Genomic DNA, 26,396 nt, shown 5'->3' on the forward strand with positions numbered 1-26,396 from the left:
CAGCGTGTCAGGGCATGAGCAGCGTTTCATCCCCGCTAGCCGGAATACGTCCGGTTTCAGCGGCATGATCTACACCCCGTCCGGCGTTTATGCAACAGTGACGGCCATGTCCACCGCAGACCCACCAGCGCCGCTTCCGCGGCTGTTGGGGCTGGTGCTGCGTCCGACGGCCCCGCCGTTGGGGTTGGGGATCGTGGTGGCGGCGGTGTTCATCATCGCCGAGACCGTGCTCGTTTCCCAGCTGCGCGAGGTCGCATCCGAGAACTCGTTCGGCGCGCTTTTCCTGCTCGGGGTGCTCGTGGTGTCAGCGGGTTGGCGGATGCGGCTGGCAGTGGTGACATCGTTGGTCAGCGCGGTGGTCTACGTGCATTTCCATATGGAAACCCACGGTGCGTTGCTGCCGGTTCGACCGCAGGACATGGTGGCCATCGCGATCTTCCTTCCGGTGGCACTGCTGACCAACGTGCTGGTCGGGCAGGCGCGGGTACGTGCCGCCGAAGCCGGCGCGCTCGCCGAGCAGCAGGCCGCACTGCGACGCGTGGCCACCTTGGTGGCCAACGGATCCCATCCCGTGGAGGTCTATCCGGCCGCGGTGAACGAACTGGCAAGCGGGCTGGGCATGGATCACGTCGCGCTGCTGAGTTATTCGGACGGGGAGCCGCCACTCGTGCTGGCCTCGCGCGACCCCGCCGGCAGCCCTAAACTTCCTGTCGGCGAACACCTTCCACTGGACGGTGAAAGTCTGGCGGCCACCGTGTGGGTCACCGGACTGCCATCCCGTATCGAGGACTACAACGACATCGACGGCGGCACCGCCGCGCAGGTACGCGCCATCGGGATCCGCTCGGCGGTAGCCGCACCGGTCATCGTCGGCGGTCAGGTGCGGGCAGTGCTGGTGGTCGGCTCGGTTCAGCCGCATACGTTCGCACCCGACACCGAGGCCCGGGTCGCGGACTTCGCCGACCTGGTCGCCACGGCCATCAGGAATGCCGAAACCCACGCCGAACTCACCGCATCGCGCGCAAGGATCGTCACCGCGGCCGATCAGGCGCGGCGGCGGTTCGAACGGGATCTGCACGACGGGGCTCAGCAGCGGGTGGTGTCACTGGGACTTGCGGTGCGCGCAGTCGAGGCTTCGGTGCCCGCAGACCAGCCCGCTCTGCGCAGCGACATCGCCAAACTCGCCACCGATCTGTCGGCGTTATCGACTGAGCTGCAAGAACTTTCCCGCGGCATACACCCGGCCATCCTGTCCAAGGGCGGCCTGGCTCCTGCGCTGCGGGCACTGGCCCGACGCTCCGCCGTTCCGGTCGAGTTGCACCTCGACCTCACCGCCCAGCTACCCGAATCGGTGGAGGTGGCCGCCTATTACGTCGTCGCCGAGGCCCTCACCAACGCCGCCAAACACGCCCACGCCAGCGTCGTCGACATCAACGCCACCGCGGACGACGGCGAATTGCAGCTGACGATCCGTGACGACGGAATCGGCGGCGCCACCGCCGCCGGGACCACCGGCGGCTCGGGGCTGATCGGCCTCAAGGACCGGGTGGAGGCACTCGCAGGGCATCTCACCATCACCAGCGCACCCGGTGCAGGCACCACCCTCGTCGCCCGCATGCCCCTGGAATGTGGGTAGCCGCAACACTATCCGCGGTGGTCACCGCCATGGTGATACAGCAGACCGTAGCCCCCGAAGAACGGATACTGGGACTGGTAGTTGACAACCGGCGGGGTGGCGCTGATCTGTGCGTTGCCCTCCGACTGACACAGAGTCGAGTTCGCACCGATCGAGGTACACGTCGGCCCGCTCGGGGCGGCTTGTGCGGTCGGCGCGGACAGCACCGGAAGGGCGATCACCACCGCGCCCGCTCCGACGGCCACCATTGTCGAGATGCGTGTTCGGAAACTCATGACTTCCAGACTCACCCAACGGGCGTCCGAAATCGTCGGCGCTGACCCCCACCGCCGGCTACCGGTTAGCCCCCAGCGTATCGAGCAGCCGGTCCAGGTCGTCGTCGGTGTTGTACAGGTGAAAGCCGACCCGCACCGCGCCTGCCCGCACCGATGCGCGGATACCTGCCCGCTGCAGCCGACCGGCCGCGCCGGCGGTGTCGGCAGTGTCGTCAGCGGGGATCGCCACGATCGCCGAATCCTGCTGTGGCAGGCCGATCTCGGTACGCAACCGATTGGCCAGCCCCACCGTGTGGGCTTCCACGGCCGCCCGGTCCAGCGAGGCCAGCCAGGGCAGCGTCAGGCCTGCGCCGAGCACACCGAGCCACGCCGGCGACGTATCGAACCGGCGGGCGTCGGCAGCCAGCCGCAGGGGCAGCCCGTAGATCGACTGCCACGGATCCTCGCCGCCGTACCAGTTCGCCGCGTGCGGCGTCATACGGGCGGCGACGCGCTCGCTCACCGACATCCACGCCGTGCCGCGGGGCGCCAGCAGCCACTTGTAGACGGCGGCCACGGACACATCGACCCAACCCAGGTCGAGGCGTTTCCAGCCGGCCGCCTGCGTCACGTCGAGCACGGTGATGGTGTCGGTGCCTGCCACCGCGTCCCGCAACGCGGCCGGGTCCGATACCGCGCCGTTGGCCGACTGCACCAGGCTGAGCGACACCACGTCGTACGCGGCGGCGGTGCCCACCAACTCCTCCTCACTCAGCTCGGTGAGGGTGACACCCCGAGCGGCCTGGGCGGCGAACGGGAAAGTGGTGCTGGTGAATTCATTCTTCAGCACCGCCACCCGGCTACCGTCGGGAATCGCGGCCGCCACCAGTGCGAGCGCGGCGGACACGCTGCCCGCCATGGTCACCGATTCGGCAGGCACCCCGACCAATGCGGCATAGCCGCCACGCCCGAGCCGAACCGGTTCATCGAACGAGGTGGCATCCATGGTCCCGGAACCCCAATCGGCGACACAGCGGTGCACCGCCTCCAGCAGAAACTGTGGCGGCAGCCCGTACGTCGGCGAGTTGAGAAAACCTTCCGCGCCTGCAAATTCGGCGCCGAACGCCTCCCTCACTTCGGTGGCGGCGGTTCTTCGCCGCGCAACCTGGCCTGCAATTGTGCGCGGTCGGCGCGCCTGCGTTCGTCGAACACCGCGATGGAGGCCGTGGCCCGGTTGCGCAACGGCGCGAACAACCAGATTCCCAGCGGCAGAGCGACCACGAACGCGAACAGCAATGCCACCACGATCGGGAAGTCACGCAGACCGAGCAGGTGCCCGACCCCGAAGATCACCGCGGTCAACACCGCCACCAAGACCAGCCGGGCGGCGACGTAGACGAGCACATCGACAACCATGCGGGTGGCCGGACGACTTGCTGACACGACCCGAGCCTACCGACGACGCGTATATTCGGGGCAAGGAGGTTTCGAGAGTGGCGTACCTACTCCTGATTCTCGCAGTGAGTTGCCTGGTGTATGTCGGGTGGCGCATGACGCGGGTAATGGGGAATCAACCCAAGACTCGAGTCATCGGTCCCGATGACGACCCAGATTTTCTGCGGAGACTCGGGCACGGCGACAACAATCCGCGACCCTAGCGCGGTTCAACCGCGCGGGTCGGCGGACCGGTGTGCCCCGGCGAAGTCGCTGGCCACCACGGCCGCCAACTCGATCAGCGCCTCACGCGTCCCGGGCTTGAGCCGCTCGAGGCTGATCTCCGCCCCTTCCTCCAGGTGCGGGTCGAACGGAACCAATCGGACCGCGCGGCAGCGTCGCGAGAAGTGGTCGACGACTTTCGACAGGTCCACCTTGCCCGAGCGTGGCCGCACGGCGTTGATCACCGCAATCGAGTTGCGCACCATGTCCTGATGGCCGTGCGCGTCGAGCCAGTCCAGCGTGGCCGACGCGCTGCGCGCACCGTCGACCGACCCTGAACTGATCACGACCAGGACATCGGCCTTGGACAGCACCGCTGCCATCGCCGAGTGCATCAGGCCGGTGCCGCAGTCGGTGAGCACCAGGCTGTAGAACCGCTCCAGCACCTCGAGGGTGTGCACGTAGTCGTCGGAACTGAACGCCTCCGACACCGCCGGATCGCTCTCCGAGGCCAGCACCTCGAGCCGGCTCGGCCCCTGCGAGGTGTAGGCACGCACGTCGCTGTAGCGCTCGATGCCTTCCGCGTCGCGCAACAGGTGGCGCACCGTGGCGGCCGTCTCCAACGGCACCTTCTGGCTCAGCGTGCCCCGATCGGGGTTCGCATCCACCGCGATGATCCGGTCACCGCGGATCGAGGCGAACGTGGCGCCCAACGTCGCGGTGATGGTGGTCTTGCCCACACCGCCTTTCAGCGAGAGCAGCGCGATCCGGTAGCAGCCCTGCAGCGGCTGGCTGACCTCGGCCAGCAGAGCGTTGTGGTGGGTGATCTTCGGGCTTTCCCCGACGTTGATCTGTTTGAACGAGGCCAGGTAGAGCCACTTGCGCCACCCGGCCGACGGGGCACGCTTGCGCTGGCCGAGCAGTGCGTCGGTCGACAGGTCGCGGTAGGGCGAGACGAACGGCGCGGGAGCCGCCGCAGGCGGGGACGGAGGCGGGGACAGCACCGGAAAGCCTTGCGGCGGTGTGGGAGCCGTCCACTCCGGCGGCAACGTCGTGCCCGCGCTTGCCGGCAGCCCATTCGTGGGATCGCTGAACCGCTGCTGGCCCCGGAACCCGGTCGCCGGCGCGGTGAACGGTGCGGCGGGTTCGATGGGAGCCGCCTCGTGCGGCGGCGGCTCTACGTGTGGCTCAGGCGGTGTCGACGACTCGTCCGCCGTGCTGAACACGGCGTCTTCGGGTGACTCGGACACGAATTCCTCTCCGCTCGCACAGCAGCTGTGGGCCGATCCTGACGTGACTGCCTATCCGACGCCTGCGTACGAATGCAGCCCAACGGTAACCAGATTGATGAAGAACAGGTTGAACACCATAGCGACGAAGCCGACGACGTTGACCCAGGCGGCCTTGCGGTCACGCCAACCGGCGGTCGAACGGGCGTGCAGATAGGCCGCATAGACCACCCACGCGATGAACGACACCGTCTCCTTGGGATCCCAGCCCCAGTAGCGTCCCCACGCCTCCTCGGCCCAGATGGCGCCGAAGATCACACCGAAGCCGAATATCGGGAACGCGAAGATCGTGGTGCGGTAGGCGATCCGGTCCAGGGTCTGCCCGTCGGGCAACCGGGCGACGATGCGCGCCACTGCGCCTTCCCTGCCGGGTGCACCCAGCGGGGACATCTTTACCAGGAACAGGATGCTCGCGACGCCGGCTACCAGAAACACCCCGGAGCCCAGGCTGACGACGGACACGTGGATGGGCAGCCAGTAGGACTGCAGGGCCGGCATCACCGGGGCGGCATTGGTGTAGAGCCAACGGCCCGACACGGTCAGCAGGATCAGCACCGGCACCAGCACAAAGACCCACAGCACGCGGTACTGCGGGCGGCGTAACACGATGGCGCCTGCCACCAGACCCGAGAAGCAGGTCAGGTTGATGAACTCGTACATGTTGCCCCACGGCACCCGCGACGTGGCCAGCCCGCGCAACACGATGCACACCAGCAGCAAACCGATCCCGACGTACACCAGCGACAGACCGGTTTTGCCGACCCGCTCGTCGAACGGCCGCTTGGCCACCTCGGCGACGACGCCGGGGGTGGCGCTGTCGGCGCCGACGGTGGCCCCGACCAACTCCCGGGTCTCGACTTTGCGGCCGCGACTGTAGGCCAACTCGACCGCCAGCAGCACCAGCGCTCCCACCAGTACCAGCACCGACGAGGTGAAGGCCCAGTCGGAGTACCGGGCCAACCCGATATCGATGTGCTCGTTCATGCGCGCTCCGCCTTCTCTTCAGCCGCCACGTCACAGCCTTCCAGCAGCCGGTCCGTCAACCGCTCGAACTCGTCACCCCAGCCGGAGTTGTCCGTGCGGGCCAGACCGCCCAACTCGACGCTTACGGTACCCCCGCCACCAGGTTCGATCCGAACCCAGATCCGGCGTCTGCGCACCACCAACGACACCAGCAGACCGGCCATCATCGACATGGCGAACACCAGCACCCAGACCTGTGCCGGGTCGTGCGACACCTGCAGATTGACGAACGGCACGGCGCCGTCGAACCGGACCTTGGTGCCGTCGTCGAGCCTGGTCTCCTGCCCCTCCTCCAGGTTGACCCGCGCCATCTTGGTCAGCCGGTTCTGGTCGATCAACCGCGCATCGAGCGTGAACAGGGACTGGGGCCTGCCGGTGTCCAGACCGGTGTCACCGCGGTAGATGTCCACCGCGACCGCCGGGTCGTTGAGCGCCGGGAAGCTGGACGACAGCAGCGTGCCGTGGAGCTGCTTGGTGGGCGCGAACAACCCCTGAATGGCGATCTGGTGCTCACGGCGCTCGTCGGCGTCGGGATAGGTGCCTGCCGGCGGGTCGATGCGCATCACCCCGGAGGACAGGAACGTGATCTGATCCTCGGGCCGCCACTGGATGGTCTGGCTGCGGGTCTGACCGTCCGGGAAGGTGACGGTGAACGACGGTGCGTAACCGTGCCCCTGCAGATAAATCCGGTCACCGCCGATGCGCAGCGGGTGGTTGACCTCAAGCCGGTAGGGCTGCCAGGTGTTGTCGGTCAGGTCATCACCGGCCTGATAGTCGATGTTGGCAGCGAATGACAGCGCCTGGCCGGTGGGCAGGTACTGCGCGTCGAAGTCGTTGACCCGCACACAGACCGGATGCAGGGAGGTGCCGTCGACGGTATTGCCTGCCCGGAACGAGTCGAACGCGGCGGGCGAGGCCGAGCAGAAGCCGGGACCGCCGTCGGCGATCACGATCACGTTGCCCTCGTAACCGAACAGCTTGCCCGCGGCCACCGCGACCAGTAGCCCGAGCAGCGAGAAGTGGAAGACGATGTTGCCGAATTCGCGCAGATAGCCTTTCTCCGCAGATATCTCGGTGCCCTCATCGGTGCGCCGGGTGACCGTGCGCCAGCCCCTCAGCCGTTTGGTCACCGTTTCGGACAGCTGCTGCGGGTCCGCGCTCACCTGCTCGGCGTGGTACTTGGGCAGCCGGCTCAGATTGCGCGGCGCGGCCACCGGGACGGCGCGCAGGGTGCGGGCATGCTCGAGCATCCGGGGCGTCAGGCAGCCCACCAGCGAGATGAACAGCAGCATGTAGATCGCGGTGAACCAGAAGCTGGAGAAGACATCGAAGGCCTGCAGCCGGTCCAGCCACGGGCCCATCGTGGGGTGCGCGGCGAGATATTCGGTGACCTTGGATTCGTTGAGGCTGCGTTGCGGCAGCAGGGCGCCGGGTATCGCGCCGAGCGCCAGCAGGAACAGCAACACCAGGGCCGTGCCCATCGACGTCAGGGTCCGCCAGGTGTTGCGAATGAGCGCGAGCAGACGCGCCGGTACCCCTGGACGGCGTGTGACGGGTACAGAAGTGTCTGCTCGCGGGTCGGAAGTCATCAGATCGGGAGCCTCACATCACTGACGAAGGCGTCGCGCACCCACGATACGAAGTCATTCCACAGGCCGGTGACCAGTGCGGTGCCCACCAGGATGAGCAGCACCCCGCCGAAGATCTGGATGGTCCTGGCGTGACGGCGCAACCAGCCGAGCCCCTGCACGGCACGCGCCGAGCCGAGCGCCAGCAACACGAACGGGATGCCCAACCCCAGGCAGTACGCCAGGACCAGCACCACCCCGCGGGCCACGCTGGAACCGTCGGTGGCCGAGGCGACCGCGATCACCCCGGTCAGGGTGGGCCCCAGGCACGGCGTCCACCCCAGCGCGAACACCGCCCCCAACAACGGGGCGCCCGCCACCGTGGACAACTGCCGCGGGGTGAACCGGGCCTGCCGCTGCAGCGCCGGGACGAACCCCACGAACACCAGTCCCATCACGATCGTGACGACACCGCCGATGCGTTGCAGCAGAAGCTGATTGGCGATCAGCGTGGTGGTCATGCCCAGCACCGCGACCGCGCCAAGCAGGAACACCACGGTGAACCCGGCGACGAACAGTCCGGCCGCCCCGGCCACCCGCAACCGCGCCGATCTGAGCGCGACCTGTCCGCGCTGCAGCGGATCTTCAGAGACCCCGACCACCGCGGCCAGATACGACAGATAGCCGGGCACCAGCGGCACCACGCACGGCGACGCGAAGGACACCAGACCGGCCAGCACGCTGACACCCAAGGCCAGCAGCACCGGCCCGGCCGCGGCGATCTCGGCGAATCCGGTCACGGCTGCCGCACCTCTGCCGGAGTCGGTGCCGGTTCGGCGGCGAGCCGGGTCACCAGCGGTTGCAGATCATCGGCCAGCAGCTCGCGCAGGAACACCGCCGCCACGCGATGCTCACGGTCGAGCACCACCGTCGAGGGGATCACCGTCGTCGGGTACTTGCCGCCGAACGCGATCATGGTGCGCATCGCCGGGTCGTAGATGGACGGGAAGCTCACCTTCCGGTCGGTGACGAAATCGACTGCAGCATCACGGTTGTTGTCCCTGACGTCGATCCCCAGAAACGCGACGCCGAGGTGGCCCGTGTCCTGATAGACCTGCTGCAACTGGCTGATCTCGGCTCGGCACGGCCCACACCACTGACCCCAGACGTTGATCACCACGACCTTGCCTGCGAAGTCGTCGAGCGAGATGGTCTTCGACGGGTCGGTCAGCTCGGGGCCTGCCAGTTTGCCTGGGCGACCGCGACTTTCGGGCGGATCGTAGAAGATGTCGGTCTTGCCGCCCGGGGCGACGAATTCGAACGTACCGCCTTGAGCGACGGCGTCATCGCCGGTGGAGCATCCGGTGAGCAGTGCAAGCAGCACCACCACCAGACCGGCTACCAACGACCTCACTAGATCCCCCAGGGCTCCGTATAACCCCACCGGATCATCCGGTCGTCGTCGAAAGTGAACGACGTGATCGATGACAGGTTGCACAGGCGGCTGTGCGGTAACGGCAGATGCGCCAGCTTGCGGCCCGTCATCGCCCGGCGCAGCGTCTCGACCGGAAGCTGATGGCTCACGCACACCGCCTCGTGGCCGCTGGCCTTGAGCCGCGCACGTTGCACCGCGGCCACCATCCGCGCGGCGACCTCGTCGTAGGGCTCACCCCATGACGGCTTGCGCGGGTCGCGAAGCCGCGGCCAGTTCCGTGGGTCGCGCAGGGCGCCGTCACCGGGCGACACCTTCTCCCCCTCGAAATGGTTCCAGGACTCGATCAGCTCGTCATCGGTGTCGATGGACAGGCCGTGGCGCTGCGCGATCGGCGCCGCGGTCTCCTGAGCCCGCTCCAGCGGAGAGGCGACGACGTACACGATGTCGTTGTCCGCCAACCAGTCTGCCGCGGCCTGCGCCTGGGCCTGGCCGCGCTCGGAGAGGTGATAGCCGGGCAGCCGCCCGTAGAGCACCTGCCGGGGGTTGAACACCTCACCGTGGCGCATCACGTGCACCGTCGTCCTGACCGGCGCGGCCGAATCGGTCACGCGGTGGCCTCCGCCGCGGCCCGGGCCGCACCGGGCAGCGCGGCCGCGATGCGCTCGAACGCCTCGTCGTCCAATGCTGCTGAGACGAACCAGGTTTCGAATGCGCTACACGGTGGGTAGACGCCCGCGTCCAGCAACGCGTGGAAGAACGGCGGAAAACGCCAGGTCTCGGTGGCCTTGGCCGCCGCGAAATCATGCACCGGCTCGTCGGTGAAGAACACACTGAACATGCTGCCTGCGCGCTGCAACTGGTGTGCCACACCGGCATCGGTCAGTGCGCCGCTCAGCAGGCCGGCCAGACGATCGGCGTTGGCGTCGACCCGGGCGTAGGCCGCGTCGTCGGCGTGGCGCAGCGTGGCCAGCCCGGCGGCCATCGCCACGGGATTGCCCGACAGCGTGCCGGCCTGGTAGACGGGGCCCAGCGGGGCCAGCCGCCCCATCACCTCGGCGCGGCCACCGAAGGCCGCCGCAGGCAGCCCGCCGCTCATCACCTTGCCGAAGGTGAACAGGTCGGCATCCACGGGGTCGAGTCCGTACCAACCGGATCGGCTCACCCGGAAGCCGGTCATCACCTCGTCGAGGATCAGCAACGCGCCGTGCTCCGCTGTGATGCGGCGCAGCGCGGCGTTGAAGCCGGGCAGCGGCGGCACCGTGCCCATGTTGCCGGGGCCCGCCTCGCTGATGACGCAGGCGATCTCGTCGCCGAACCGGGTGAAAATCTCTTCCACTGCCGCGACGTTGTTGTACGGCAGCACGATGGTGTCTGCGGCAGCCGCGCCGGTGACACCCGGCGAGGACGGCAGGCCCAGCGTCGCGACACCCGAACCGGCGTCGGCCAGCAGCGCGTCACTGTGCCCGTGGTAGCAGCCGGAGAACTTGATGATCTTGGCGCGTCCGGTGTAGCCGCGGGCCAGCCGGATCGCGCTCATGGTCGCCTCGGTGCCGGAGTTCACCATGCGTAGCAACTCGACCGGCGCGACCCTGGCGATGATCTCGGCGGCGAGTTCAGTCTCCGAGGGCGTCGGGGCGCCGAAGCCCAGCCCGTCGACCGCCGCCTTCTGCACCGCCTCGACGACCGCGGGGTGGGCATGGCCGAGCAGCATCGGACCCCATGAACACACCAGGTCGACGTAGCGGTTGCCGTCGGCGTCGGTCAGCCAGTAGCCGTTGGCGCTGGTGATGAACCGCGGGGTGCCACCCACCGATGTGAAGGCCCGGACCGGGGAATTCACCCCGCCGGGGATGACAGCGCAGGCATCGGCGAACAACTGGGCCGATCGCTCAGTCCGGGCTACGTCGTGACGCATGGCCACCAGTGTCCCAGCCGGTGCAAACCCGTCAACTACAGGGTGTAGTGGTTCGGCCTCCTTGGCCGCGCCCGCGCCCGGATCGGCCCCCGCGCGACGGTGGTGAACGGCACATCGACAGGAAAGTCGTCGTCGACCGAGACGATCTCCATCGCCCGCACGATGGTGGCCAGTGCGAGCGTGGTTTCCAGGCGCGCGAAGTGTTCGCCGATGCACGACCGCGTACCGCCCGCGAACGGGATGAAATGCCAGCGGTCGCGGCCTGCCGCATTCTGTGGACTGAACCGGTCCGGGTCGAAGACGTCCGGGTCCTCCCACAGGTCGGGGTCGCGGTGCAGGGCATATATCCCCACCGCCAGCAGGGTGCCGGCCTCGACGCGGTAGCCGCCGACCGCGATGTCGCGAGTCGCCAGCCGGCCGACGCCCGCGGCAGGCGGGCACAGGCGCAGCGCCTCGTGCAGCACCTGAACGGTGTATCCGAGCCGGGTGACGTCCTGCGGCGTCAACTCCCGGTCCCCGATCGCGGCGGCCTCGGCGGCCACCCGGGCCTGGACGTCGGGATGGTGGCCGAGTGCCCACAACGCATAGGTGAGTGCGGTCGCCGTGGTGTCATGACCGGCCAGCATGAAGATCAGCAGGTCGTTGCAGATGTCGTCATCGGACAGCGGCCGCCCGGTCTCGGGATCGGTGGCCGCGATCAGGGCGTGCACCAGCGGTGCGTCCCGGTTGGGGTCCGCCCGGCACGCCTGCAGGATGTCGTCGGTGACCCGTCGCATCGCGTCGACGGCGGCGCGGGCCCGCCGACGTGCCGGCGTCGGAAACCACTGCGGGGCACGGACCGGCCGCAGCGCCCGGTCCGCGGCGTAGGACGACGCGATATGCATGTGTTCGGCGATGACGGCAGCGCGCTCGTTGAGATCGACCCCCAACACCGAGCGGCCCAGCGAACGCATGGTGAGCGCCCGGCAGTCGGCGTCCAGGTCGACCTCGCCACCCTCATTCCAGGTGTCGACCACGCCTTGGGCGGCCCGGGCCATATGACCGCCGTAATCGCGCACATTGTGCTTGGTGAACACCGGCTGCAGGGCCCGTTTGCGGGGTAGCCATGGTTCGTTGGGCAGCACGAACAGGCTGTCTCCCGCCGCGTGCCGCACTTCGTCATGCACGATGCAGCGCTCCGAGAATTGATCGTTGCGGCCAAGGACATCGCGGATTCCGTCCGGTGAGAACACCGCCACCAGCGGCGGGACCAACCATTTGGGCCCCAGCTGCACCCGGCTCACCGGACCGCCTGCGGCGCGCACCTGCTTCTGCCCGACGTCCAGCGCCCGTACCGCCTTGGCCAGCTGCCACAGCGGCAGCGGGTTCTTCGGCGTCAAGGGCAACGCACCGATCTCCGGATCGGGCGCCATACTTTTCCTCATAGGGCCATAGTGTCAACAAGAACGCACGGCGCCACATCGATTCCCGCATGATTGGGCCATGCAACTACCGCAATGGCTGGCGCGGTTCAACCGCCATGTGACCAATCCCATTCAGCGGCTGTGGGCAGGCTGGGCCCCGACCTTCGGAATCCTCGAACACGTCGGCAGAAAATCCGGTAAGTGCTACCGCACCCCGCTGTCGGTTTTCACCACCGACGAGGGTGTGGCGATCCTGCTCACCTACGGCCCGAATCGGGACTGGCTGAAGAACATCACCGCGGCCGGCGGCGCCGAAATGCGTCGCCACGGCAGGACTCTCAGGCTCGCCGACCCACAGGTGGTGTCCAAGTCCGAGGCCGCGCCGCACGTGACCGGGCCCATCGGGCGGGTGTTCGGCCGGTTGCCGTTCGAGCAGGCGGTGCTGCTGCGGCGTGTGAACTAGCAACAAACCCCCTGTTCACCTGCGCATTCGAGGTCTACCGTGAGTGCGGTATCACTGCGGCGGTGGCAGGGGGTCGCTATGAAGCGCCTACTCACCTTCGGTTACGGGGCAGCAAGCTATCTGCTGTTCGTGGTCACCTTCCTCTATGCGATCGGGTTCGTCGGTGGCTTCGTGGTGCCACGCACCGTCGACGCGGGAGTCACGGCGCCGGTCGGCGAAGCGGTCATCGTCAACCTGCTGTTGCTGAGCGTGTTCGCGGTGCAGCACAGTGTGATGGCGCGGCCGGCCTTCAAGCGCTGGTGGACCCGGATCATTCCGCAACCCATCGAGCGCAGCACCTATGTGCTGTTGTCCAACCTGGCACTGATCCTGTTGTACTGGCAGTGGCGCACCCTGCCCGCGGTCGTCTGGAACGTGGAATCGACTGCGGGGCGGCTGATCCTGTGGGCCCTGTTCTGGCTGGGCTGGGCGACGGTGTTCGGATCGACCTTCATGATCAACCACTTCGACCTGTTCGGGCTGCGCCAGGTATGGCTCAACTGGCGCGGAAAACCCTACAGCAACATCGATTTTCGCATCGTGCTGCTGTACCGGGTGCTTCGCCATCCGCTCATGCTCGGCTTCATCGTGGCGTTTTGGGCCGCCCCGACCATGACGGCGGGTCACCTGCTTTTCGCCGGCGTTTCGACCGCGTACATTCTGATCGCGATTCAGCTCGAGGAACGGGATCTGGTTGCCGCACTGGGAGATCGGTATCGGGACTATCGACACCGGGTACCGATGCTGGTGCCATGGCCGCATCGCGGTGACAGTGGTGCGGCGCCGAGGATCCGGCACCGGCCTGCGTAAGGCAGCGCGTCACGCTCCGGCTAGGAAGGTTTCGTCAGATCAGGTGTCAACGATGAGCTGAAGAAGAGGAGCGTGACGCGCTGTCGTAGCGTGATTTCGGCGTGATCGGTTGCGCCCAGCGCAACCGATCACGCCGAAATCACATCAATTCATGTTCCAGGGTTCGCCGTAGGTGGTGACGCTGTCGCCGGTCGAGGCGATCAGGCGGGCGAAGGGACGCAACAGCACGCCGCCGGCCGCGCCGGTCACGGTGCCGTGGGCGTTGGAGACCGCCACACCGCCGTTCGGACCCTTGACGTCGACAGAGAAGGTCGCGACTTCCTGGATGCCGGGGCCGTTACCCAGGTCAGCCGAGATCGACACCCCAGGAAACAGATTGGGGGTGATGACCGAGCCCAGCGGGTTGAACCCCGAGCTGAGTGGGTTGATGTTCACGTCATCGAGCAGGATGTTGGGGGTGGTGTAGGAGAAGTTGATCCCCACGCCGAGCGACCACGGGAAGCCGATCTGGTAACCCAACTCCAAAGTGCCCTCGAACTCATCGGCACCGGATCCTGCCACCACGTACTTGGCGCGACCGGAGTGGAACCACTCACGGGTCAACCGATTGCGGTCCAGCGGGAACACCCCGTTGAGGAAGGTGTCCCACTGCTGAACCGTCAGGGTCCGGTCCTGACCGTCAACCAGGCTCAGCTCATTGTCCAGACCCGCATGCGAAGTGCCTGTGCCCACGAACAGTGTCGCGACGGCCCCAGCGACGGCGGTAACCATCGCTGTCAGCACCCGACTGATTGCCTTCATGTTCTCCCTAGCTATGTCGCCGGCGGTCCGAGGCTCACCGAGATTGGTTTGCGCCAACCGCACAACCCACACCCCCAACGACGTACGCGTGAAAGGAAACTCAGAAGAGTCACATACGCCGGCATGCCCTGCTCTTGGTTGACACGAGCAACATAAGCGCGGGGCCACACCCCAGCAACAGATACGTATCCATGGTCACTGGCGCATGAGCCGTCAGGTGAAGTTTGCCCGCGACGTCATCGGGTGCACGAGAGGCGATGCTCAGCAGACGGCTCCATATAGCACACCTACCCGCGGCCCATTTTCGCCATCAAACCCCGTCAGCCTGTTGTTAACTACGAAGTAACGCGACAGCAATGTGAAACCAGTTCAAACTATTCCAATTAGTGATGGAAATCACATATCAGTTCCGCCAGTTCAGCAGCAGATCCGCCTCACCCTTGGTCATCACGGCTGCCGGCATCACACGCAGCCGGTACGGCGTCAGGCGCAGTGCCGCGAACTCGTCGGAGGTCGGTCCGCCGCTCCACTGCGGAATGATGTGCGGGTCATAGCCCACGGGGGCCGGGCCCTTGGCGAACTTGTCCCACACCTGGGTGCTGGTCTCGTCGTCGGTATACCACTCCACCAGGCATTCGGCCGAGCAGGTGTCCTGGCTGGGAGCCCAGTAGCTGACCGATACTTCCGGATGTACGGCCAGGTGTGCACGTTTGACCGGGCTGGGCACGGTGGCGATCCAACCGAACAGATCGGTGCCGTCCCACTCCCAGATGGGGTGCAGGATGCGGGTGCGGGGACGGCCGTCGGTGTCGACGGTGGCCACCGAGGCCCACACGATCGAATGGGCCATCTCGATGAAGGCGGGGGCGATCTTCTCCAACGGGGTCACCCCGCCACCCTAGTTTTCTTCCTCGTCTTCTTCCTCGCGGCCGTAGATGGGCTTTCCCTCATCATCGACCCAGTCGTTGACCGCCGTGCCTGCGACCGTTCCGCCGCTGCCCGGCAAGGTGGTCGTCGGCCGCTGGTCGTCGTAGGCCTCCATCATCTTTTTGGCGCGCTTCTTGTGCTCTTCGGTGATCGGTGGGAACTCGGTGGGTGGACGCTCTTCTTTGGTCATGGTTACGACTGCCCCGAGCCGTGCGCGGTCAAACGCACAGGCGGTTTTCCGGATCGACTATGTCCCCGCCGGCACGGCCCGCAACGCCGCAGGAAGGCTGGGCAGAAAATGCCGGGTGGCGAAGGCCCGGAGGTCCCCGGCGGTCTCCAGCGGCTGCACACTGGGCATCAGCAGGGCCATCGCCGCATACCGCAGGATGGTGTCGGCCAGGTCGTTGACGGCCTGTTCGCCGATCCGGTCGGCGAATCCGGCCGGGAAGATCACCCGCAGCGCCGCAGCCATTCGCTCGATCGCGGCGCCGTAATGGCGGTGCATCAGCTCCATCACCAGCGCCGGTTCGTCGCTGATCATCCGGTTGAGCACCCGGTGACGGCGGAATCGCAGGATCGACAGCGTGAACGCTTCGACGTAATAATTCGATTGTGGCCCAGCGGTTTTGAGTTCATGGGCGATGTCGGCGAACAGCGCGACATTCTCACGTTCGATCACCGCGCCGACGAGTTCGTCCCGGTTGGCGAACCGCCGGTAGATGGTGGTGCGACTAACGCCCGCACGCCGCGCGACGTCGTCGAGCGCGACCCGGCGGAAGCCGTGCCGCTCGAATTCGATGAGGGCCGCGTCGAGGATGGAGCCCGCCGCTGCGTCAGCCTCGGGCATAGCCCTTTTGCGCGAAACCGTTGTAGCGGACGCTCATCGGAAGATGGTCCCACACCCAGTTCACCGGGCGCGACCGCCAGAACGCGGCGAAGCGCTGGTAGTTGCGCTCCTGACGCTCGCTCCACGGCAGGTCCAGCAGGTCACGCGCACGGGGCGGCAGCCCGCCGGTGGTCAGGAAGGCCGCGACGGGGTTGAACACCACCGCGACGGCGCGCCACACCGCCGGGTGCATCCCCTTGGGGCACGGGAAGCCCTTGGTGACGTAGCCGACGCCGTACTTCGCGGTCTTGTGGGCGACGGCCACCTCGTTCATCATCCGGTCCCAGTACTGCTCGAACGCGTCGTAGTCGGCGGGCATCGGCCGGTCGCTGACGCCGTAGCGGCGGTACCAGGTCTTGGATTCCGCGTAGATCTGCTCCTTCTCCTCGCGGGTCAGGCGTTTGACGAAGGTGTCCGCGAAATACAGGACCTGCTCAACGAAGGTGGCGTGCGCCCAGAAGTAGGTTTCCGGGTCCAGTGCGTGATACCGGCCGCCGTCAGGCATATCGCCCTTGATGCCGTGGTGGAAATCGCGCACCTGGATACCCGCGTTGTCCTGCTCGGAGCCGTAGACGGTGCGAAAGATGGGCGGAATGGTGCGCTTGAGCCGCTCGGCGGTGCCGGAGAAGAACGTCGAGTGATCGAGGACGCCCTGCCCGAGTTCGGCGAGCATGTTCTGCAGCACCGCAGGACGCGGTCCGATCAGGTACATCCGGTTGTCACCGAAGTACTTCCACACCAGCGATTCGGGCCCCAGCGGCAGGGCGTCGGTGTGTTCGGAGGTCTCAGCCAACTCGGTCATGGGAACAGTGTTACAGATTTCGTACTTTGTACCAACCGTTTTGTGAGGCGCCTCACCCCCACGTCAACGGATCCAGGCGCAGATAGAAATCCACCCGTGCATCATCGAGCCCGCGCGGATACCCGGCAGCCAGCGCCGCCGCGGCTTCATCGGCGAAACCCGGAAAGGTATCAGCGGTATTGGCCGACAACAACGCCAGGTCGGCATGCCGATCAGCGACGCCCAACCGGCCCAGGTCGATGAACCCCGTACAGGCTTCCACCGCCGCGTCGACGAGAATGTTGGGCAGACACAGATCGCCGTGGCACACCACGGCGTCACCGGTTTCCTGCTGACGTCGCAGCCCGGCCTCACGTTCGACCCGGTGTAGTAACTCCGTGGCAGGCACCGCCCTGTCCTCGTCGCGCAGAAAGTCCGGGTTGACCGCGTCGGCGGCGACCACCGCGCGCGCGAGCGCCAGCATCGTGTCGAGGTCGCGGCGGTACGGGCAGTTGCCGACCGGAAGTGCGTGCAATGCGCGCACCGCGGCCAGTATCGACGGCCAGGCGGCGCGCAGCGCAGATTCCGGGAGCCGGTCGGCCGGAACTCCCTGCACCGCACTGGTGATCAGGTAGGCGCCGCCGTCGTCGGTGGCACCCCAATCCAGGACTGCCGGTGCCGGTATGCCGCGGTGATGCGCCCAGGACACCCGGTCACGTTCGGCGGCCAGGGCGTCGACGCCGACGGGGCCGACCACCTTGGCGTAACGCGAACCGTCGGCACTGCGGAACACCCCGGCGCCGGACTCCCCGTGTTCGACAGGGCGCCAGTCGGCCACCGTTCAGCGCCGTAACCGGGCTACCGCCAGCACCGCCAGCACCCCGGCCAGCGTCGCCAGCAACAGCGACAGCACCAGCATCGGTGCGGAGTAGGTCCACGTCGTGGTGGCGGGCTCACCGGGCAACACCGGTGCCACCTCGACCACGGACCGGGCCGCCACCCAACTCAGCACGGCACCGACGCCCGCTGCGACGGCAACCACAATTTCCACGAGCGCCCGGCGGGTCACGGGATGCGCTCCTCGACGAGCTGGGTCAGCGCCTGGCGCAGCTGACGATGTTTCCGCGCCCACGCCTGGGCGGTGCGGTCGCCGGTGAGCTTGAGGCCGATCCCCTTGCGGCCTCGCGGCACCCCGCTGAGCTCACCGAGCGCGCGCGCCGACTGCCACCGCGGCGTCTCTGTGCCACTCGCTTCGGGGTAGATCCGCACGATCTCCGCCACGCTGATCCGCTCGGCTCCCTGCCGAAGCGTCTCGGCGGTGAGCTCCACCGACGTGTGAATGCGTCCCGCCTTGATCTGAATCGCGATGAAACCCGACACCAGCACCAGGAACACCAGCGGAACCCACAGATCGTGACCGTATCCCCCGGTCACCTGAAGGATCGCCATGCCGCCGCCTGCGAACGGTCCGGCCAGCAGCCACGCCCAACTGGCGCCGCGCTCGTAGAACAGCACCGGCGGCGCGTCGGCCGTACTCGCGCCGTCAGTCACCGTTCCTCCTTGATGTCGGCAGGGCATTCAGGATGGTCCCGGCAATCAGCACGAGCACCGCGAACAGGGTCACGATATGCACCACCCCGAAGGCGGCGGTCAGGCCCACCAACACCACGATCGCCAGCGACAGCGCGATCGCGGCCCGGCGAAACCGCGGGTCGGCGGTGCGGCTGCGGCCGGCCAGAAAGGCCATCCCGAGGCCGGCCAGCGCGGTCAGCACGCCCGAGCCCCGAAACAGGGTGCTGTTCAGACCCGGTAGATCGGCCGACGCGGCAAGCAGCCCGCCGACTATCAACAGCACCGCGGCCGCCAGCCAGCAGCCGAATCCGATGGTCGCGGTCAATGGCCGCGGCGTCGACGGTGAGGACATGGTCGGGAAAGCCTAAACGAATCAAGCCACGAAGAATCCGTTGGCGTCCTTGCGGTGCAGCAGGTAGATCCCGCCCATGATGAGCACCGACCCCACGATGGCGGTGATCGCGTACCCCACCGCAGCGCCGGCCTGCCGCTCGCCGGTCAGCAGGCTGCTGACCGCATGCACCACCGACACCAGCCCACCGGTGGTCAACAACGTCCGACACCAGCGGTAGCCCTGCCGCAGCAGAATCAGAAAGGCCACCACGATCGAGCACAGGACCACCATGAAGATCACCGAGAAGACGATCACGAGCAGGCGTTGCGCACCGGCCGCGGTGGTGACCGCATCGAGCAGATAGCCGATCACCATGAGCGGCAGTGCAACCACCCACAGCCAGAACCCGGTGTCGACGTCTTCGGGACGGCCCTGTGGCTCCTGCGTCACGCCAGCCAGCCGGCCACGTCGGCCGCCCAGTAGGTCAGCACGATATCGGCGCCGGCCCGGCGCACTCCGACAAGCGATTCCAGCGCCGCGGCCTGCAGATCGATCCAGCCGTTGGCCGCGGCCGCCACGATCATCGAGTACTCACCCGAGATCTGATAGGCCGCCACCGGCACCGGCGAGATGTCCGCGGCGGCGCGCACCACGTCGAGATAGCTCATCGCCGGCTTGACCATCACGATGTCGGCACCCTCGTCGATATCGAGCTCGATCTCATGGACCGCTTCGCGCAGGTTGCCCGAATCCTGTTGGTACGTGCGGCGATCGCCGACCAGACTCGAGGACACCGCTTCCCGGAAGGGCCCGTAGAACGCCGAGGCGAACTTGGCGGCGTAGGCCAGGATTGCCACATCGGTGTGCCCAGCCTCGTCCAGCCCGTCGCGGATGGCAGCCACCTGGCCGTCCATCATGCCGCTGGGCCCGACCACGTGGGCGCCCGAATCTGCTTGTGCCACGGCCAGTTCGATGTACCGGGCATTGGTGGTGTCGTTGTCCACCCGGCCGCGGGCGTCCAGAACCCCACAATGGCCGTGATCGGTGAACTCGTCCAGACAGGTATCGGCCATCAGCACCGTGGCGTCGCCGAGGTCTTTGGCAAGGTCGCGCAGCGCCACGTTCAGGATGCCGTCGGGATCCGTTCCGGCAGAGCCGACGGCATCCTTGTCCTCATCGCGCGGCACGCCGAACAGCATCAGGCCACCCACGCCGGCGGCCACCGCGTCTGCCGCGGCCCGGCGCGCCGAATCCCGGGTGTGCTGCACCACGCCGGGCATCGAGGCAATCGGGCGCGGTTCGTCGATGCCGTCCGCGACGAACATCGGCAGCACCAGATGCCTTGGTTCCAGCGAGGTCTGCGCCACCAGCCGGCGGATGGCCGGCGTGGAGCGCAGCCGGCGCGGACGATGTCGAGGGAAAGCCACTAGCGCGCGTCTCCTTCTCCGCATTCTCCGCGAAATGGCATTCCAGCAGAAGAAGTGCGAGTAGCGGCCTGCCGGAATGCGGTTTCGGCGAGTTTACCTACGACGGCTCTTCTTGCGCGGCGGCGGCAGGGCACCCTCGGCACGCAGGCGGGCGGCGTGCTCGGCGAGTGCCTCCACCAACGGACCCACCGCAGCACTCTCGGGCTGCACGTCCACGCGCAGGCCGAATTCCGCTGCGGTCTCAGCGGTTTTCGGTCCGATGCAGGCCACAATCGTGCGGGCGTGGGGCTTGCCTGCGATCCCGACGAGGTTGCGGACCGTCGAGCTCGAGGTGAAGCACACGGCGTCGAAACCACCGGTCTTGATCATCTCGCGCGTCTGCGCCGGCGGCGGTGCGGCACGCACCGTGCGGTAGGCCGTGACGTCCTCGATCTCCCAGCCACGCTCCCGCAGCCCCTCGGCGAGGGTCTCGGTGGCGATGTCGGCGCGCGGCAGCAGCACCCGGTTGACCGGATCGAAAATCTCGTCGTAGGGCGGGAACTCGTCCAGCAGCCCCAACGAGGACTGCTCACCCGACGGCACCAGCTCGGGATTGATACCGAACGCGCGCACCTTGTCGGCGGTGGCCTGACCCACACAGGCGATCTTCACGCCGGAAAACGCGCGGGCATCCAGGCCGAACTCGTTGAACTTCTCCCACACCGCACGCACCGCGTTGGTGGAGGTGAACACCACCCACTGGAACCGGCCGTCGACCAGACCCTTGACCGCACGCTCCATCTGCGCGGGGCTGCGCGGCGGCTCGACGGCGATGGTCGGCACCTCGATGGGCAGCGCGCCGTGACCGACCAGCCGATCGCTCATCTCGGCGGCCTGATCCTTGGTGCGCGGCACCAGCACGGTCCAGCCGTACAGGGCCCGGCTCTCCCACCAGTTCAGCTTGGCGCGGTTGGCGACGGTCTTGCCGATCGTCACCACCAGCGGCCCGGCCAGCGGACCCGCAGGCTCGCTCCCGGCCAGGGTGGCCTTGTCGATCAACCCGCCCAGTGTGGTCTCCACCGAACGCTGCTGGCAGGTGGTCCCGTTGGCGGTCACGACCGCAGGGGTGCCATCGGTCAGCCCGCACTCGATCAGGGTGCGTGCCGCATCAGGCAGATGCGACGCCGTGGCGTGCAGGATCAGCGGTCCCGGCGCGGCGGCCAGCGCCGCCCAGTCCACGTCGCCGCGCACGTCGGCCACCGTGTGCGAGGAACCCAGCGGCAGGCCGGCGTAGGTCGGCACCGCGGTGGTGTCGGGCAGCCCCGGCACGATCTCGAAGTTCAGATGGGTCCTGGCCAGCGCACCGATCTCGGCGATGACCCCGTCGACCGACAACGGGTCACCGGCAACGAGGCGCACCACGTCATAGCCGTGGCGGGCCTCTGCAGCCAACGTCTTGGCAACCTCAGCGGGGTCACCGAGAGCGGGCCGGATTTCGGGCCCGCCGGGGATCACCGCGGATTGCCCGTCGTCGGCAGCGGCGTCACCCGCCTCAGCGCTCTCGGCCTGCTTCGCCGGCTCGGCCGGGGCCGGGCCGGAGGCCGGTGGCAACTCAGTGCCGACCAGGGCCAACACCGCCTCGGGCACATCGGGATCGGTGAACACCAATTCAGCGTGTTCCAGCACAGCCTGCGCCCGCGCCGTCAGCAATCCCGGATCTCCCGGTCCTGCACCGACGAACGTGATGCGGCCGGGCTTGGCCTTGCGGCCTCGTATCGTGACCTGCCGAGTCATTTCTCACTCCCGCGCTCTACCAACAGCTCGCGTGCGCCCAATTCGAATAACTCCGCTGCCACCGAGACTCCTAGGTCTGCGGCCTGGCTCGGAGTTCCGATGCCGGTCGCACGGATCACGTCGGATCCGTCCAGCGTCGCCACGCAGCCGCGCAACGACAGCTCCTCGAAGACATTGCCCTCCTCATCGATCGACTCGACCACCTCAGCAATCGCGCCGACCGGTGCGGAACAGCCCGCCTCCAGTTCGGCAAGCAGGGCCCGTTCGGCAGTGACCGCCGCACGTGTGTCGGCGTCTTCCAACTCCGCCAGCACCGCGACGAGCTCGGTGTCGCCGGCGCGGCATTCCACCGCAAGCGCACCTTGAGCCGGTGCTGGCAACATCTGCACCGGCTCGAGCGTCTCGGTGACAACGTTGGTTCGTCCGATACGGGACAGACCCGCTCGGGCGACCACGATGGCGTCGAGATCACCGCTCGTAACCCTGTTCAACCTGGTATCTAGGTTGCCTCGTAGGGGGCGAATTTCCAAACCGAGACCCAGTGCTCTAAGCTGTGCCGCCCGCCGCGGGCTCGACGTGCCGATCAGAGACCCCACCGGCAACTCTCCGAGCACCAGTCCGTCCCGGGCCACCAGGGCGTCCCGTGGGTCCTCACGGCGGGGTGTCGCGGCGATGACGAAGCGCTTGTCGACTGCCGTCGGCAAATCTTTATAGGAGTGCACGGCCATGTCCACGCGACCGTCGTCGATCGCCTCGCGCAACTCGGCGGTGAACACCCCGATGCCGAGGTCGGCGATCGGCGCCGAGGACCGGTCCCCCGGGGTGGAGATGATCACCAGCTCACAGGGGTGCCCAGCCGCCAGTAATGCGTCTCTGATGGTCCCGGCCTGGGTGGTCGCCAAAAGGCTGCCACGGGTGCCAATCCGGATGATCGCGTCCTCGGTATTCGGCAAGCTTTACTCAGTCTTATCGAGATCTGATGTCATAAAGGGCAATTCACTGGCGGCCACCGCATCGACGGCCTGCGGGTCGAGTTCGAAGAGTTCGCGCAGTGCCTCGGCGTAGCTGTCCCCACCGGGTGCGCCTGCCAGCTGCTTCACCCGCACCGTAGGTGCGTGTAACAGCTTGTCCACGACCCGTCGCACGGTCTTGGCGACCTCGTTGCGGTGTGCGGCATCCAGCCCCGGCAACCGATTGTCCAGCCGCAGCAACTCCGCCTCCACCACGTCGGCGGCCCGTTGCCGCAGCGCGGTGACGGTCGGGGTGACCTCGGCCATGCGCTGCCCGGCCAGGTAGTTGGCAACCTCGGTGGCAACGATGCTGCGGGCCGCGTCGGCGTCGGTCGCCGCGGCTCGCGCCGACGGCTCCCGCTGGATGCGCTCCATGTCGACCACCCACACACCGGGCAGCCCGGCTACCGCCGGATCGACGTCGCGGGGCATCCCGAGGTCGCAGACGACCAGCTGGCGTTCGCCCCCGGGAGCGTTGCGCTGTGCCACCGCGTGGTGCACATCGGCCAGCGACACCACCGGGCGCACCGCGCCGGTGCTGCTGACCACGACGTCTGCGTCGGCCAGAGCGGTCGCGAGGTCGTCCAGCGACAGGGCCTTGGCGGAGACGCCCTGCTGAGTCAGATTGTGGGCGAGCCGCTGCGCGCGCGGCAGCGAGCGGTTCACCACGTTGATCCGTTCGACGCCGGCCCGGACCAGATGCGCACCCGCCAGGGCACCCATCGATCCCGCGCCGATCACCGCGGCGGTGGAGCCTGCGAGGCCGCCGGGAAGTCTGGTTTCGGCCATGCCGAGCGCCACCGAGACCACCGACGCGCCCGCAGCGTCGATACCGGTCTCGGCATGCACCCGCTTGCCGACGGACAGCGCCCGCTGCGCCAGTTCGTGCAGGGTGCGTCCGACGGTGTGATTGGCCTCGGCCGACGAGTAGGCGCGGCGCACCTGGCCGAGCACCTGCTGTTCACCGATGACCGCCGAGTCCAGCCCGCTGGTCACCGCGAACAGGTGCTCGACAGCGGCCTCGGCGTAGCGCACATAGGCGTACTTGGTGAGCTCGTTGAGCGACATGCCGCAGTGCTCGGAGAGCACCTGGCCGATCACCGACAGGCCGCCGTGGAACGCCTCGACCACGGCGTATACCTCAACGCGGTTGCAGGTGGACAGCACCATGGCCTCGGTGACCAACGACGACTGCAGCACTTGGTCCATGATCTTGGCCTGATCGGACTCGTCGGTGCTCAACTGCTCCAGCACGGACACCGGCGCGCTGCGATGCGAAACCCCGAATAGCAACACGCTCACGGCATCATCACCACGTCACCCAAGGTAATCGTTGCCACGCCCGGCCACCAAATTTCACTTAGTGATCTATGCGGGGACCTATGCGTGGTCCATGCCGTCGGCAAGATCGCGGCGCAACTGCTGCTCGTCGACATCCCAGTAACTGTGCTCGGCGCCGTCCAGCAAAATGACCGGGAGCAGGTCCCCGTACTGCGCCCGTAATGCGGTATCGCCGGCCGCGGCGACCTCGTCGACATCGGTGGTGACCAGCTCGAAGCCCAGTTCCTCGCGCAGGCCCGCCAGCTGCTGAGCGGCCCGCGCGCACATGCTGCACCCCGCCCTGGTCAGCAGGGTGACGGTGTGCCGGTCGGAGGGCGGGCGATGCTGATGCTCCACGCCGCCAGTATCCCGGCGCGCCCCGGCGAGGGTGGGATCGAGGCGCGATTTCCGCAAGAGGCTTAGCTTGAGCCCACATCCGGGGGCCAAATCTGCTCCCCAACTCACACGAGTCGGCCGCACTCGGCCGTTCGATACGCCTTAGGGTGAATTCGTGCCCGAATCCGGTAGTGCCGACGAGCGCGATCAGCAGCTTGCCGCCGACGCGAGCGCCGAGATGGCGGTCACCGACCTTGAAGCCGATCTCGAATCCGAGACCGCCGCCGCACCGGCCGCGCCGCCGCCCGATCTGACCGCCGCGGCGTTCTTCGACGTCGACAACACGCTGGTGCACGGATCGTCGCTGGTGCACTTCGCCCGCGGCCTGGCCGCACGCAAGTACTTCACCTACTCCGACATCCTCGGGATCGGTTTTGCGCAGGCCAAGTTCCAGTTCACCGGGAAGGAGAACAGCGACGACGTGGCCGCCGGCCGACGCAAGGCACTGGCGTTCATCGAGGGCCGTTCCACCGCGGAGCTCGCCGAGTTGGGCGAGGAGATCTATGACGAGATCATCGCCGACAAGATCTGGCCGGGTACCCGCGCGCTGGCGCAGATGCATCTCGACGCCGGCCAACAGGTGTGGCTGGTCACCGCGACGCCCTATGAACTGGCGGCCACGATCGCCAAGCGGTTGGGGCTGACGGGCGCACTGGGCACCGTCGCGGAGTCCGTCGACGGTGTGTTCACCGGCCGGCTGGTCGGCGACATCCTGCACGGCACCGGCAAGGCCCACGCGGTGCGCTCCCTGGCCATCCGGGAGGGGCTCAACCTACGCCGCTGCACCGCCTACTCCGACAGCTTCAACGATGTGCCGATGCTGTCGCTGGTCGGCACCGCCGTCGCGATCAATCCAGATGCCGCACTGCGCGATCTGGCCCGCCAACGGGGCTGGGAGATCCGCGATTTCCGCACCGCCCGCAAGGCCGCCCGCATCGGGGTGCCGTCGGCGCTGGCGCTCGGCGCGCTCGGCGGCGCGTTGGCTGCCGTCGCCTCCCGGCGGCACGACGTTCGCTGAGCGGTCCCGCCCGCGCTGATAGCCTTACGCCGCCAGGCACGGTTCGAGCAGGGAGCAACGGCGACACAATGAGCATCGCTGCAGACATCATCGGGACGCACTACCGGTACCCCGACTACTTCGAGGTCGGCCGGGAAAAGGTCCGTGAGTTCGCGGCGGCGGTCAAGGACGAGCATCCTGCGCACTTCAACGAGGACGCGGCCAAGGAGTACGGCTACGACACGATCGTGGCGCCACTGACCTTCGTGGCGGTCGCGGGCCGGCGGGTGCAGTTGGAGTTGTTCAACAAATTCGACGTGCCGATCAACCTGGAGCGGGTGCTGCACCGCGACCAGAAGCTGGTGTTCCACCGGCCGATGGTGGTCGGCGACAAGCTGTGGTTCGACTCCTACCTGGATTCGGTCATCGAGTCGCACGGCACCGTGATCTGCGAGATCCGCGCCGAGGTCACCGACGACGACGGCAAACCGGTGATCACCAGTGTCGTGACCATGCTCGGCGAAGCGGCCCACCCCGAAGAGGCCGGCGAGATCAGCGCGCAGATCGCCGCAGCACGCGATGCCGCCATCGCGAAGATGATTGCTGGGCAAAAGTCGGGCAGCTGATATCTCTTCCTGCACCAGCAGACAGTTCGGTACCCGGCAGGCGCGGTTTTCGGGG

At 67.4% G+C, this 26,396-nt stretch carries 32 protein-coding genes; 6 read left to right on the plus strand and 26 right to left on the minus strand.

Annotation, left to right across the window (positions count from 1 at the left end):
• Positions 1–106 precede the first annotated feature (106 nt).
• Positions 107–1,636 (plus strand): GAF domain-containing sensor histidine kinase, encoded by a 1,530-nt coding sequence (locus M1247_RS11490; RefSeq protein WP_317156443.1) that lies wholly within the window; start codon positions 107–109, stop codon positions 1,634–1,636.
• A gap of 8 nt (positions 1,637–1,644) precedes the next feature.
• Here M1247_RS11490 and M1247_RS11495 read toward each other — a convergent pair whose 3' ends face one another.
• The 3 genes from M1247_RS11495 to M1247_RS11505 are packed head-to-tail and all read right to left on the minus strand — an operon-like array spanning position 1,645 to position 3,306.
• Complete coding sequence (locus M1247_RS11495; RefSeq protein WP_317156444.1) at positions 1,645–1,911, minus strand: hypothetical protein; 267 nt, start codon at positions 1,909–1,911, stop codon at positions 1,645–1,647.
• A 58-nt stretch (positions 1,912–1,969) separates the two neighbouring features.
• Complete coding sequence (locus M1247_RS11500; protein ID WP_317156445.1) at positions 1,970–3,025, minus strand: aminotransferase class V-fold PLP-dependent enzyme; 1,056 nt, start codon at positions 3,023–3,025, stop codon at positions 1,970–1,972.
• A complete protein-coding gene (locus M1247_RS11505; RefSeq protein ID WP_317156631.1) occupies positions 3,022–3,306 on the minus strand; it encodes a DUF4229 domain-containing protein in 285 nt (94 codons plus the stop codon). Before M1247_RS11505 ends, M1247_RS11500 begins: the two co-directional genes overlap by 4 nt.
• Positions 3,307–3,383: 77 nt before the next feature.
• Here M1247_RS11505 and M1247_RS11510 point away from each other — a divergent pair, with 77 nt between their 5' ends.
• Positions 3,384–3,548, plus strand: a complete 165-nt coding sequence (locus M1247_RS11510) for a hypothetical protein (protein ID WP_317156446.1) — start codon at positions 3,384–3,386, stop codon at positions 3,546–3,548.
• A gap of 6 nt (positions 3,549–3,554) precedes the next feature.
• Here M1247_RS11510 and M1247_RS11515 read toward each other — a convergent pair whose 3' ends face one another.
• From M1247_RS11515 to M1247_RS11550, 8 genes are read right to left on the minus strand one after another with little or no spacing between them, the layout of a single operon-like run.
• On the minus strand, positions 3,555–4,796 hold the full coding sequence (locus M1247_RS11515) for a MinD/ParA family ATP-binding protein (protein WP_410506856.1): 1,242 nt from the start codon (positions 4,794–4,796) through the stop codon (positions 3,555–3,557).
• Positions 4,797–4,847: 51 nt separating this feature from the next.
• Positions 4,848–5,819, minus strand: coding sequence for a c-type cytochrome biogenesis protein CcsB (gene ccsB, locus M1247_RS11520; protein ID WP_317156447.1), 972 nt, complete (start codon positions 5,817–5,819; stop codon positions 4,848–4,850).
• Complete coding sequence (resB, locus tag M1247_RS11525) at positions 5,816–7,447, minus strand: cytochrome c biogenesis protein ResB (protein WP_458695214.1); 1,632 nt, start codon at positions 7,445–7,447, stop codon at positions 5,816–5,818. The genes ccsB and resB overlap by 4 nt, the downstream gene beginning before the upstream one ends.
• Positions 7,447–8,226: a cytochrome c biogenesis CcdA family protein gene (locus M1247_RS11530; RefSeq protein WP_317156449.1), complete on the minus strand. Its 780-nt coding sequence runs from the start codon at positions 8,224–8,226 to the stop codon at positions 7,447–7,449. Before M1247_RS11530 ends, resB begins: the two co-directional genes overlap by 1 nt.
• Complete coding sequence (locus tag M1247_RS11535) at positions 8,223–8,840, minus strand: TlpA family protein disulfide reductase (RefSeq protein ID WP_317156450.1); 618 nt, start codon at positions 8,838–8,840, stop codon at positions 8,223–8,225. Before M1247_RS11535 ends, M1247_RS11530 begins: the two co-directional genes overlap by 4 nt.
• Entirely contained in the window at positions 8,840–9,427 is a 588-nt protein-coding gene (locus M1247_RS11540; protein WP_317156633.1) for a histidine phosphatase family protein, read from the minus strand. The genes M1247_RS11535 and M1247_RS11540 overlap by 1 nt, the downstream gene beginning before the upstream one ends.
• 38 nt (positions 9,428–9,465) lie before the next feature.
• A complete protein-coding gene (gene hemL, locus M1247_RS11545) occupies positions 9,466–10,776 on the minus strand; it encodes a glutamate-1-semialdehyde 2,1-aminomutase (RefSeq protein ID WP_317156451.1) in 1,311 nt (436 codons plus the stop codon).
• A gap of 35 nt (positions 10,777–10,811) precedes the next feature.
• The gene (locus M1247_RS11550; RefSeq protein ID WP_317156452.1) at positions 10,812–12,200 is read right to left on the minus strand and encodes a cytochrome P450; all 1,389 of its coding nucleotides are present in this window, start codon (positions 12,198–12,200) and stop codon (positions 10,812–10,814) included.
• Between the two features lie 58 nt (positions 12,201–12,258).
• Between M1247_RS11550 and M1247_RS11555 the strand changes: the two genes are divergently transcribed.
• Both M1247_RS11555 and mddA read left to right on the plus strand, forming a co-directional pair.
• Positions 12,259–12,642: a nitroreductase family deazaflavin-dependent oxidoreductase gene (locus M1247_RS11555; RefSeq protein ID WP_317156453.1), complete on the plus strand. Its 384-nt coding sequence runs from the start codon at positions 12,259–12,261 to the stop codon at positions 12,640–12,642.
• 78 nt (positions 12,643–12,720) lie between these two features.
• Positions 12,721–13,491, plus strand: a complete 771-nt coding sequence (mddA, locus tag M1247_RS11560) for a methanethiol S-methyltransferase (protein ID WP_317156454.1) — start codon at positions 12,721–12,723, stop codon at positions 13,489–13,491.
• Positions 13,492–13,635: 144 nt separating this feature from the next.
• Here mddA and M1247_RS11565 read toward each other — a convergent pair whose 3' ends face one another.
• From M1247_RS11565 to M1247_RS11635, 15 genes are all read right to left on the minus strand, one after another.
• A complete protein-coding gene (locus M1247_RS11565; RefSeq protein ID WP_317156455.1) occupies positions 13,636–14,292 on the minus strand; it encodes a porin MspA in 657 nt (218 codons plus the stop codon).
• Positions 14,293–14,695: 403 nt separating this feature from the next.
• The gene (locus M1247_RS11570; protein ID WP_317156456.1) at positions 14,696–15,181 is read right to left on the minus strand and encodes a pyridoxamine 5'-phosphate oxidase family protein; all 486 of its coding nucleotides are present in this window, start codon (positions 15,179–15,181) and stop codon (positions 14,696–14,698) included.
• A gap of 9 nt (positions 15,182–15,190) precedes the next feature.
• The gene (locus M1247_RS11575) at positions 15,191–15,409 is read right to left on the minus strand and encodes a hypothetical protein (RefSeq protein ID WP_317156457.1); all 219 of its coding nucleotides are present in this window, start codon (positions 15,407–15,409) and stop codon (positions 15,191–15,193) included.
• 57 nt (positions 15,410–15,466) lie between these two features.
• Positions 15,467–16,066, minus strand: coding sequence for a TetR/AcrR family transcriptional regulator (locus tag M1247_RS11580; RefSeq protein ID WP_317156458.1), 600 nt, complete (start codon positions 16,064–16,066; stop codon positions 15,467–15,469).
• Positions 16,053–16,907, minus strand: coding sequence for an oxygenase MpaB family protein (locus tag M1247_RS11585; RefSeq protein WP_317156459.1), 855 nt, complete (start codon positions 16,905–16,907; stop codon positions 16,053–16,055). The genes M1247_RS11580 and M1247_RS11585 overlap by 14 nt, the downstream gene beginning before the upstream one ends.
• Before the next feature lie 52 nt (positions 16,908–16,959).
• The gene (locus tag M1247_RS11590; RefSeq protein ID WP_317156460.1) at positions 16,960–17,724 is read right to left on the minus strand and encodes an APH(3'') family aminoglycoside O-phosphotransferase; all 765 of its coding nucleotides are present in this window, start codon (positions 17,722–17,724) and stop codon (positions 16,960–16,962) included.
• A 3-nt stretch (positions 17,725–17,727) separates the two neighbouring features.
• Positions 17,728–17,955 (minus strand): hypothetical protein, encoded by a 228-nt coding sequence (locus tag M1247_RS11595; protein ID WP_317156461.1) that lies wholly within the window; start codon positions 17,953–17,955, stop codon positions 17,728–17,730.
• On the minus strand, positions 17,952–18,464 hold the full coding sequence (locus tag M1247_RS11600) for a transport-regulating membrane protein Mce1N (RefSeq protein ID WP_317156462.1): 513 nt from the start codon (positions 18,462–18,464) through the stop codon (positions 17,952–17,954). Before M1247_RS11600 ends, M1247_RS11595 begins: the two co-directional genes overlap by 4 nt.
• The gene (locus tag M1247_RS11605; protein WP_317156463.1) at positions 18,430–18,810 is read right to left on the minus strand and encodes a hypothetical protein; all 381 of its coding nucleotides are present in this window, start codon (positions 18,808–18,810) and stop codon (positions 18,430–18,432) included. Before M1247_RS11605 ends, M1247_RS11600 begins: the two co-directional genes overlap by 35 nt.
• A 21-nt stretch (positions 18,811–18,831) precedes the next feature.
• Positions 18,832–19,242, minus strand: coding sequence for a hypothetical protein (locus M1247_RS11610; protein ID WP_317156464.1), 411 nt, complete (start codon positions 19,240–19,242; stop codon positions 18,832–18,834).
• Positions 19,239–20,243, minus strand: a complete 1,005-nt coding sequence (hemB, locus tag M1247_RS11615) for a porphobilinogen synthase (RefSeq protein WP_317156465.1) — start codon at positions 20,241–20,243, stop codon at positions 19,239–19,241. Before hemB ends, M1247_RS11610 begins: the two co-directional genes overlap by 4 nt.
• Positions 20,244–20,312: 69 nt before the next feature.
• Positions 20,313–21,992 (minus strand): bifunctional uroporphyrinogen-III C-methyltransferase/uroporphyrinogen-III synthase, encoded by a 1,680-nt coding sequence (locus tag M1247_RS11620; protein ID WP_317156466.1) that lies wholly within the window; start codon positions 21,990–21,992, stop codon positions 20,313–20,315.
• The gene (gene hemC, locus M1247_RS11625; RefSeq protein WP_317156634.1) at positions 21,989–22,924 is read right to left on the minus strand and encodes a hydroxymethylbilane synthase; all 936 of its coding nucleotides are present in this window, start codon (positions 22,922–22,924) and stop codon (positions 21,989–21,991) included. Before hemC ends, M1247_RS11620 begins: the two co-directional genes overlap by 4 nt.
• Before the next feature lie 24 nt (positions 22,925–22,948).
• Positions 22,949–24,304: a glutamyl-tRNA reductase gene (locus M1247_RS11630; protein WP_317156467.1), complete on the minus strand. Its 1,356-nt coding sequence runs from the start codon at positions 24,302–24,304 to the stop codon at positions 22,949–22,951.
• A gap of 78 nt (positions 24,305–24,382) precedes the next feature.
• Complete coding sequence (locus M1247_RS11635; protein WP_317156635.1) at positions 24,383–24,679, minus strand: glutaredoxin family protein; 297 nt, start codon at positions 24,677–24,679, stop codon at positions 24,383–24,385.
• A 154-nt stretch (positions 24,680–24,833) separates the two neighbouring features.
• Here M1247_RS11635 and M1247_RS11640 point away from each other — a divergent pair, with 154 nt between their 5' ends.
• Positions 24,834–25,736, plus strand: a complete 903-nt coding sequence (locus tag M1247_RS11640) for an HAD family hydrolase (RefSeq protein WP_317156468.1) — start codon at positions 24,834–24,836, stop codon at positions 25,734–25,736.
• Between the two features lie 68 nt (positions 25,737–25,804).
• Positions 25,805–26,341, plus strand: coding sequence for an FAS1-like dehydratase domain-containing protein (locus M1247_RS11645; protein WP_317156469.1), 537 nt, complete (start codon positions 25,805–25,807; stop codon positions 26,339–26,341).
• The last annotated feature ends 55 nt before the right edge of the window (positions 26,342–26,396 follow it).

This window comes from Mycobacterium appelbergii (assembly GCF_032883035.1).
GTDB classification, from domain to species: Bacteria; Actinomycetota; Actinomycetes; order Mycobacteriales; family Mycobacteriaceae; genus Mycobacterium; species Mycobacterium appelbergii.

Excerpts from the sequence above, each read along its gene's own strand:
- hemL (WP_317156451.1), bottom strand. The coding sequence starts at position 10,776 with ATGCGTCACGACGTAGCCCGGACTGAGCGATCGGCCCAGTTGTTCGCC.
- M1247_RS11575 (WP_317156457.1), bottom strand. The coding sequence starts at position 15,409 with ATGACCAAAGAAGAGCGTCCACCCACCGAGTTCCCACCGATCACCGAA.
- M1247_RS11645 (WP_317156469.1), top strand. The coding sequence starts at position 25,805 with ATGAGCATCGCTGCAGACATCATCGGGACGCACTACCGGTACCCCGAC.
- M1247_RS11600 (WP_317156462.1), bottom strand. The coding sequence starts at position 18,464 with ATGCCCTGCCGACATCAAGGAGGAACGGTGACTGACGGCGCGAGTACG.
- M1247_RS11540 (WP_317156633.1), bottom strand. The coding sequence starts at position 9,427 with ATGCGCCACGGTGAGGTGTTCAACCCCCGGCAGGTGCTCTACGGGCGG.
- M1247_RS11505 (WP_317156631.1), bottom strand. The coding sequence starts at position 3,306 with ATGGTTGTCGATGTGCTCGTCTACGTCGCCGCCCGGCTGGTCTTGGTG.
- ccsB (WP_317156447.1), bottom strand. The coding sequence starts at position 5,819 with ATGAACGAGCACATCGATATCGGGTTGGCCCGGTACTCCGACTGGGCC.
- M1247_RS11495 (WP_317156444.1), bottom strand. The coding sequence starts at position 1,911 with ATGAGTTTCCGAACACGCATCTCGACAATGGTGGCCGTCGGAGCGGGC.
- M1247_RS11605 (WP_317156463.1), bottom strand. The coding sequence starts at position 18,810 with ATGTCCTCACCGTCGACGCCGCGGCCATTGACCGCGACCATCGGATTC.
- M1247_RS11490 (WP_317156443.1), top strand. The coding sequence starts at position 107 with ATGTCCACCGCAGACCCACCAGCGCCGCTTCCGCGGCTGTTGGGGCTG.
- M1247_RS11555 (WP_317156453.1), top strand. The coding sequence starts at position 12,259 with ATGCAACTACCGCAATGGCTGGCGCGGTTCAACCGCCATGTGACCAAT.
- M1247_RS11585 (WP_317156459.1), bottom strand. The coding sequence starts at position 16,907 with ATGACCGAGTTGGCTGAGACCTCCGAACACACCGACGCCCTGCCGCTG.
- resB (WP_458695214.1), bottom strand. The coding sequence starts at position 7,447 with ATGACTTCCGACCCGCGAGCAGACACTTCTGTACCCGTCACACGCCGT.
- mddA (WP_317156454.1), top strand. The coding sequence starts at position 12,721 with ATGAAGCGCCTACTCACCTTCGGTTACGGGGCAGCAAGCTATCTGCTG.
- M1247_RS11620 (WP_317156466.1), bottom strand. The coding sequence starts at position 21,992 with ATGACTCGGCAGGTCACGATACGAGGCCGCAAGGCCAAGCCCGGCCGC.
- M1247_RS11565 (WP_317156455.1), bottom strand. The coding sequence starts at position 14,292 with ATGAAGGCAATCAGTCGGGTGCTGACAGCGATGGTTACCGCCGTCGCT.
- M1247_RS11550 (WP_317156452.1), bottom strand. The coding sequence starts at position 12,200 with ATGAGGAAAAGTATGGCGCCCGATCCGGAGATCGGTGCGTTGCCCTTG.
- hemB (WP_317156465.1), bottom strand. The coding sequence starts at position 20,243 with ATGCGGAGAAGGAGACGCGCGCTAGTGGCTTTCCCTCGACATCGTCCG.
- M1247_RS11580 (WP_317156458.1), bottom strand. The coding sequence starts at position 16,066 with ATGCCCGAGGCTGACGCAGCGGCGGGCTCCATCCTCGACGCGGCCCTC.